Source organism: Methylobacterium sp. WL103 (genome assembly GCF_008039885.1).
GTDB classification, from domain to species: Bacteria; Pseudomonadota; Alphaproteobacteria; order Rhizobiales; family Beijerinckiaceae; genus Methylobacterium; species Methylobacterium cerastii.
Window position 1 is genome coordinate 1 of sequence record NZ_VRUX01000199.1, and the last position, 7,034, is coordinate 7,034.

At 70.2% G+C, this 7,034-nt stretch carries 8 protein-coding genes; 3 read left to right on the plus strand and 5 right to left on the minus strand.

Annotated features, from left to right (window positions below):
• On the plus strand, positions 1-714 hold a 714-nt coding region (locus FV222_RS13435), incomplete at its 5' end, for a M23 family metallopeptidase (protein WP_147814634.1).
• Positions 715-756: 42 nt separating this feature from the next.
• Here the strand turns inward: FV222_RS13435 and prfB are convergent.
• A protein-coding gene (prfB, locus tag FV222_RS13440; RefSeq protein WP_147751823.1) for a peptide chain release factor 2 occupies positions 757-1,885 on the minus strand; the annotation gives its coding sequence in 2 pieces (ribosomal slippage) (positions 757-1,815 and positions 1,817-1,885; 1,128 coding nt in all).
• 184 nt (positions 1,886-2,069) lie between these two features.
• Between prfB and FV222_RS13445 the strand changes: the two genes are divergently transcribed.
• Positions 2,070-2,468, plus strand: a complete 399-nt coding sequence (locus FV222_RS13445; protein WP_147751824.1) for a DUF3140 domain-containing protein — start codon at positions 2,070-2,072, stop codon at positions 2,466-2,468.
• A gap of 48 nt (positions 2,469-2,516) precedes the next feature.
• Here the strand turns inward: FV222_RS13445 and FV222_RS13450 are convergent, their stop codons facing one another.
• The 4 genes from FV222_RS13450 to FV222_RS13465 form a co-directional block, all read right to left on the minus strand.
• On the minus strand, positions 2,517-2,864 hold the full coding sequence (locus FV222_RS13450; RefSeq protein ID WP_147751825.1) for a hypothetical protein: 348 nt from the start codon (positions 2,862-2,864) through the stop codon (positions 2,517-2,519).
• 130 nt (positions 2,865-2,994) lie between these two features.
• A complete protein-coding gene (locus tag FV222_RS13455; RefSeq protein ID WP_147751826.1) occupies positions 2,995-3,207 on the minus strand; it encodes a hypothetical protein in 213 nt (70 codons plus the stop codon).
• Between the two features lie 153 nt (positions 3,208-3,360).
• The gene (locus FV222_RS13460; protein WP_147751827.1) at positions 3,361-4,578 is read right to left on the minus strand and encodes an LL-diaminopimelate aminotransferase; all 1,218 of its coding nucleotides are present in this window, start codon (positions 4,576-4,578) and stop codon (positions 3,361-3,363) included.
• Positions 4,579-4,689: 111 nt separating this feature from the next.
• Positions 4,690-5,133 carry a hypothetical protein gene (locus FV222_RS13465; RefSeq protein ID WP_246685453.1) on the minus strand — a complete coding sequence of 148 codons (444 nt, stop codon included), beginning with the start codon at positions 5,131-5,133 and terminating at the stop codon, positions 4,690-4,692.
• A 152-nt stretch (positions 5,134-5,285) separates the two neighbouring features.
• Between FV222_RS13465 and phaC the strand changes: the two genes are divergently transcribed.
• A partial coding sequence (gene phaC / locus FV222_RS13470) for a class I poly(R)-hydroxyalkanoic acid synthase (RefSeq protein ID WP_147814636.1) occupies positions 5,286-7,034 on the plus strand: 1,749 nt, incomplete at its 3' end.

Sequence of the window (7,034 nt, forward strand, 5' to 3'; positions counted from 1 at the left end):
GAACGCCGCAGCGCGCGCGACGTGGACTTGCGCCTGGCGGCGCTTGCCGGGCGGCTCGACGGCCTCGCGGCGGCGCAAGTGATCGGGCTCGATCGGATCACCGAACGGGCGGCGGGCGAGATCTGGCGCCTGCGCCGCGTCCTCGGACGGACCGGGCTCGACCTGCAGCGTCCGTTGGAGTCCGGGCTCGGCGGACCGCTGGTTCCGATCGATCCGAGCCCCTTCGCCGCGGCCGTCGCGGGCACCGTCCGCACGCTCGGTGATGCGCAGGCCCTGCGACGTCTCGCCGCCCGGCTGCCCCTCGACCGCCCGCTCCGCCGCGACCGCGGCCTCGCCAGCAGCTTCGGGCCGCGGCTCGACCCGTTCACCCGCGGTCTCGCGCTGCATACCGGCCTCGACCTCAAGGCCGAGATGGGCGAGCCGGCCTTCGCCACCGCCCCAGGCCGCATCGTCTCGGCGGAGCCGGCCGGCGGCTACGGCAACATGGTGGAGATCGATCACGGACACGGCGTCGTCACGCGCTTCGCGCACCTAGCGCGCTTCGACGTGCGCCCCGGGCAATGGCTCCGCGCCGGCGACCTCGTCGGCCGCGTCGGCTCGACCGGCCGCTCCACCGGCGCGCACCTGCATTACGAGACGCGGATCGACGGCGAGCCGGTGGACCCGCAGGGGTTCCTGGAAGCGGGGCGGGAACTGGCGGAGGGCGAGCCGTAGAACGCCTCCTCCCCGGAGAGGAGGAGGGAAGGCGCCTACGCCTCAGTCGATGTCCTCGACCTTCTCGGTCGCGCCGTACAGCCGCTGCGCCAGCGAGGCTTCGATGAACGGGTCGATGTCGCCGTCGAGCACTTCGTCCGGGTCGGTCGACTGCGTGCCGGTGCGCAGGTCCTTCACGAGCTGGTAGGGCTGCAGCACGTAGGAGCGGATCTGGTGGCCCCAGCCGATGTCGGTCTTGGAGGCGGCCTCGGCGTTGGCCTTCTCCTCGCGCTTCTTCAGCTCGGCCTCGTACATGCGGGCGCGCAGCATGTTCCAGGCGGTGGCCCGGTTCTTGTGCTGCGACCGCTCCTGCTGGCACGCCACCACGATCCCGGTCGGGTTGTGGGTGATGCGCACCGCCGAATCGGTGGTGTTGACGTGCTGGCCGCCCGCGCCCGACGAACGGTAGGTGTCGATCCGGCAGTCGGATTCCTTGATCTCGATCTCGATCCGGTCGTCGATCACCGGATAGACCCAGACCGAGGCGAAGCTGGTGTGCCGCCGCGCGCTCGAATCGTAGGGTGAGATCCGCACCAGGCGGTGTACGCCGGATTCGGTCTTGAGCCAGCCGTAGGCGTTGTGGCCCTTGATCAGGAGCGTGGCGCCCTTGATCCCGGCCTCTTCGCCGTCCGACCACTCGACGATGTCGACCTTGTACTTCCGGCGCTCGGCCCAGCGGCCGTACATGCGCTGGAGCATGTTGGCCCAGTCCTGGCTCTCGGTGCCGCCGGCGCCGGCATGGACCTCGAGATAGGTGTCGAAGCCGTCGGCCTCGCCGGACAGGAGCGTCTCGACCTGCCGGCCGGCCGCCTGCTTCTCGACGCCGAGGATCGTGGCCTCGCCCTCGCGGATGGAGGCGTCGTCGCCCTCGGCTTCGCCGAGCTCGATCAGCATCGCCCCGTCGTCGAGGTCCTGCTCGAGCTTGCGGATCGCGGCCACGGCTTCGTCGAGCTGCTGGCGCTCGCGCATCACCTTCTGGGCGGCGTCGGCGTCGTTCCACAGCTCCGGGTTCTCGGAGGCAGCGTTCAGCTCCGCGAGGCGTTTATCGACGGTATCCCAGTCAAAGATGCCTCCTCAGCAGTCCGATCGACTGCTTGGCGGCATCCGAGGCTTGCTCGATCTCGGCGCGCATTTCGAGGGTGTGTCGCTTGTGTTGTGGGCTCTGAAGGGGTCGTGCCGGGTGATACCGGGGCAGGCCGGCCCTGTAAACGGCCTCTCGCCCCGCTTTGCGACGCCAGGGCGCGCCGGAGGGCGTGAAACCGCGGGCGGCTCGCGCGTTGGTCGGGGATTTTCCAGCCCGACCGGAGCGCCGAACGATGACGAAGGCCCAAGATCACGCGAAGAAGGATGACACCAAGCACGACACGAAGAAGGACGAGGCGAAGCACGACCACGAGCAGACGGGGAAGGATTTCGACGCGGCGGTGAACATGACGCCTGCCGCCCTGAAGAAGCACCTCGACTCCGAGGCGAGCCGATCGGTCGGGCAGAAGGACGGCGGCGGCGAGGCGACCGGGCACAAGGAGGGCCGCCGCATCCTCGAGATCAAGGCCAAGAAGAAGGCCGAGCTCACCGACGACGACTACGCCCACATGCAGAAGGTCGTGGGCTACGTCCGACGCCACCTCGCGCAAGGGGGCGAGTCGCGCAACGATCCCGAATCCGCCTGGTCGCTGTCGCTGATGAACTGGGGCCACGACCCGTCGAAGGACTGATCCGGCCCTGCGGCGCGCAAGCGATCGACGCGCCGCCGGCGCCCGCCGTTAGTGTCCGCCGTAGCCCGGGATCCAGGCCGGCGCCAGGACGTAGCGGCGCTTGGCGCGGGAGTCGGCGCGGCCCTCCATCAGGCCGCTGTCGTAGTAGTTGAAGCCGGTGATGCCGAAGCCGCCGCCGTTCATCACCTGCGGCACGGCGATCGCCGGGACCGCGAGGTCCGGGCGCTGGGGCGGGACGATCGGACGGTTGGCCACGTCGACCTGCAACACCGTCGGGCCGTCCGGCCCCTGGAACACGTAGGCCCCGGACTGGGCCTGCGCGGCGCCTGTGCCGACGATCGCGAAGAGGCCGGTGACGAGGCCGGCAGCGAGGCCGTGTCGAAGGAAGGGGTTCATTCGCGTACTCCGTCGCTGGGGGCCGGCTTCGATCGTCGGGGCACCATGCCCGATGCGGACCGACATGTCCGTCGGCGCGACGCGCGGGCCGCGCCTTCGTCCCGGGAAATCCGGCCGGGACCGTCGCCGGTCAGCCCTTCGAGCGCAGCACGACCACGGGTTGCCGAGCGATCGGCTTGCAGGTGGTCTCGAAGGCGTTGAGCACCAGCGGGCGCGAGTCGCAGGCGAAGGCCGCGTCGGGCCCGGGCGCCGGGATCGGATCGCGGGCGACGATCGGGTTCGGCGCGCAGGCCGAGGCGGCTGCCGCCAGCAGCAGGGCGGCGGGCAGGGACAGGCGACGCATGCGGGCCTCGGTGACGCGGGAACGGATCATTGCCGGAGACCCTGCGCACCCGGGCGGCGGCTGACAACCGCCTCGGGCCCGCGCGCCGTGCTTTGGCCGGGCGTGTCGCCCGGCCGCAACAACCGCCCTCGGCCGAACGGACGCTTCGGGCGATCAGGCGCTCTTGGCCAGGGGCACGACGTTGTGCAGCGTCTTGTCCGCGGTCTCGAGGAAGCGGCGGACGTTGCGCGCGGCCTGCCGGATGCGCTGCTCGTTCTCGACCAGCGCGATGCGGACGTAGTCGTCGCCGAACTCGCCGAAGCCGATGCCCGGCGCCACCGCCACGTCGGACTTTTCCAGCAGCAGCTTCGAGAACTCCAGGCTGCCCATCTCCTTGAACTTCTCCGGGATCGGCACCCAGGCGAACATCGAGGCGGCGGGCGCCGGGATCTTCCAGCCGGCCTTGCCGAAGGACTCGACCAGCGCGTCGCGGCGCTTCTTGTAGATCGCCCGCATCTCGTGGATGCAGTCGTCCGGGCCGTTGAGGGCGGCGGTGGCGGCCACCTGGATCGGCGTGAAGGCGCCGTAGTCGAGGTAGGACTTCACGCGGCTGAGCGCCGCCAGCAGGCGCTCGTTGCCGACCGCGAAGCCCATGCGCCAGCCGGCCATGGAATAGGTCTTGGACAGGGAGGTGAACTCCACCGTCACGTCGATCGCGCCCGGCACCTGCAGCACCGAGGGCGGCGGCTCGCCGTCGAAGTAGACCTCGGCGTAGGCGAGGTCCGACAGCAGGATGATCTCGTGGCGCTTCGCGAAGGCGACGAGGTCGCGGTAGAAATCCAGCGTCGCGACGTAGGCCGTCGGGTTCGACGGATAGCAGACCACCAGCGCCACGGGCTTCGGGATCGAGTGCGCCATGGCGCGCTCCAGGGCCGGGAAGAACGCGGGCGTCGGCTCGGCCGGGACGGAGCGGATCACGCCGCCCGCCATCAGGAAGCCGAAGGCGTGGATCGGGTAGCTCGGGTTCGGCACCAGCACCACGTCGCCGGGCGCGGTGATCGCCTGCGCCATGTTGGCGAAGCCCTCCTTCGAGCCCAGCGTCGCGACGACCTGGGTGTCCGGGTTCAGGCTCACGCCGAAGCGGCGCTGATAATAGCCGGCCTGGGCGCGGCGGAGGCCCGCGATGCCCTTCGAGGCCGAGTACCGGTCCGTGCGCGGACGCCCGGCCGTCTCGCACAGCTTGGCGATGACGTGCTTGGGGGCGTCGAGGTCGGGGTTGCCCATCCCGAGGTCGATGATGTCGGCGCCGTTGGCGCGGGCGGCGGCCTTGATCCGATTGACCTGCTCGAACACGTAAGGCGGCAGGCGCTTGATGCGGTGAAAATCGGTCATGGCCATCTGTCCATCGGCGCGGATCCCGCGGGGCGGCACGGGCGGCCCCGACGGGTGGCGGTCGGCCTCTCTACCATCGAAGCGGGCCGCCGCCGACCCCGAATCGCTGACTTATTGTGCCGGCTGCGCCGGCGCGCTCGCGGGCTTCGTCGCCTTGCCGGCGCTCTCGGCCGCCCGGCCCTTCGATTCGTTGCGGCCGCGGGCGCCCTCGAGCTCGGCCTCCAGCGCCTTCTGGCTCTCGGCCGACTTCGCCCGCACGGGACGGGCCGGGGCCGACACGCCCACCGGCATGAATTCGGGGTCCGCCTTCGAGCGCGAGTTCGCGACGAAGTCCGGCGCCGCGACTGGCTTCGGGCCGTAGCCGGCCTCGACCGCGAGCGTCTTGATCGGCGAGAGGTCGGAGGAGCAGGCGCCGGTCGCCGCCGCAGCGCAGAGCGCGAGCGCGCCGAGCAGCCGGCGGACTGCACCAGCGCGCCCGGCGGAGCCGGCCGGATGCGACGGCCTGCCCGGGGACGTCGTAACCGGGTTCGGAACCTTGTCGGACGTTGAGTTCATACCGCAGATATATCGCCGTTCGCGCCTGCCGCGCTGGGCAAATCAGGGGTTGGCGCGTTAATTTGTCGGAAACGAGGCTCGGACCGTCCCAAGGGCGGGCGCTCGGGTCCGCCGCGCCGACGGCGCGGAGGGAAGCTGGGAGTGGATCACGCGTGACGACGCAGCCGACGACGCCCGCGATGCCCGATTTCGAGGCCCTGTCGCGCAACGCGGGCCAGTTCATGGAGGAGCTCGGCCGCGCCGCCGCGCGCTACGTCGCCCCCGAGGACGGGCTGCCGGTGCAGCCCAAGCCGCCCCAGGAAGCCAGCGACCTCGTGCGGACGCTGGGGACGATCGCCGAGACCTGGCTCTCCGACCCGAAGCGGACGCTGGAGGCGCAGACCAAGCTCAGCGAGGCCTTCGTCGCCCTGTGGGGCTCGACCTGGTTCCGGCTTCAGGGCCGCGAGGCGCCGCCGGTGGCGCAGCCCGAGCCGAAGGATGCGCGGTTCTCGGACGCGGAATGGTCGTCGAACCCGTATTTCGACTTCATCAAGCAGGGCTACCTGATCACCACGCGCTGGGCCGAGGGCTTGGTGAACGAGGCCGAGGGCATCGACGACCACACACGGCACAAGGCGCAATTCTACCTGCGCCAGCTTGCCGGCGCGCTCTCGCCCTCGAACTTCGTGATGACCAACCCGGAGCTGATCCGGCACACCTTGCAGGAGAACGGCGCCAACTTGGTGCGCGGCATGAAGATGCTGCAGGAGGACATCCAGGCCGGGTCGGGCGAGCTGCGGGTGCGCCAGACCGACCGCGACGCCTTCAAGTTCGGCGTCGACGTGGCGGTGACGCCGGGCGAGGTGGTGTTCCGCAACGACCTGATGGAGCTGATCCAGTACGCGCCGCGCACGGAGACGGTGCTGAAGCGCCCGTTCCTGATCGTGCCGCCGTGGATCAACAAGTTCTACATCCTCGACCTCAACCCGGCCAAAAGCCTGATCGGCTGGATGGTCGACCAGGGGCTGACCGTCTTCGTGATCTCCTGGGTGAACCCGGACGAGCGTCACCGCGACAAGGACTTCGAGTCCTACATGCGCGAGGGCATCGAGGCGGCGATCGACGCGATCGGCGTTTCCACCGGCGAGACCGAGGTGGCTGCGGCCGGCTACTGCGTCGGCGGAACGCTGCTCGCGGTGACGCTCGCCATGCAGGCCGCCACCGGAAACACGCGGATCAAGAGCGCCACCTTCCTCACGACGCAAGTCGACTTCACCCATGCCGGCGACCTGAAGGTCTTCGCCGACGAGGGCCAGATCCGGCAGATCGAGACCCAGATGGCCGAGCGCGGCTACCTCGACGGCGCCAAGATGGCCAACGCCTTCAACATGCTGCGCCCGAACGACCTGATCTGGTCCTACGTCGTCAACAACTACGTGAAGGGCAAGGCGCCGAGCGCCTTCGACCTGCTGTACTGGAACGCCGACGCCACCCGGATGCCGGCGGCGAACCACGCCTTCTACCTGCGCAACTGCTACCTCGAGAACAACCTCGCGCAGGGGAAGATGGTGCTCGGCAACATCCGCCTCGACCTGAAGAAGGTCACGGTGCCGGTGTTCAACCTCGCCACCCGCGAGGACCACATCGCGCCGGCGATCTCGGTGTTCGAGGGCTCGTCGAAGTTCGGCGGCCCGGTCGACTACGTGCTGGCCGGTTCCGGCCACATCGCCGGCGTGGTCAACCCGCCAGCCAAGCCGAAATACGGCTACTGGACCGGCGGCAAGGCGGAAGGGCGCCTGGAGGACTGGATCTCCGCGGCCACCGAGACCAAGGGCTCGTGGTGGCCGTACTGGTTCCAGTGGCTGGAGGCCCAGGCCCCCGAGCGGGTGCCGGCGCGCAAGCCGGGCGGCGACGCCCTGCCC

Excerpts from the sequence above, each read along its gene's own strand:
- FV222_RS13445 (WP_147751824.1), top strand. The coding sequence starts at position 2,070 with ATGACGAAGGCCCAAGATCACGCGAAGAAGGATGACACCAAGCACGAC.
- FV222_RS13450 (WP_147751825.1), bottom strand. The coding sequence starts at position 2,864 with ATGAACCCCTTCCTTCGACACGGCCTCGCTGCCGGCCTCGTCACCGGC.
- FV222_RS13455 (WP_147751826.1), bottom strand. The coding sequence starts at position 3,207 with ATGCGTCGCCTGTCCCTGCCCGCCGCCCTGCTGCTGGCGGCAGCCGCC.
- FV222_RS13460 (WP_147751827.1), bottom strand. The coding sequence starts at position 4,578 with ATGACCGATTTTCACCGCATCAAGCGCCTGCCGCCTTACGTGTTCGAG.
- FV222_RS13465 (WP_246685453.1), bottom strand. The coding sequence starts at position 5,133 with ATGAACTCAACGTCCGACAAGGTTCCGAACCCGGTTACGACGTCCCCG.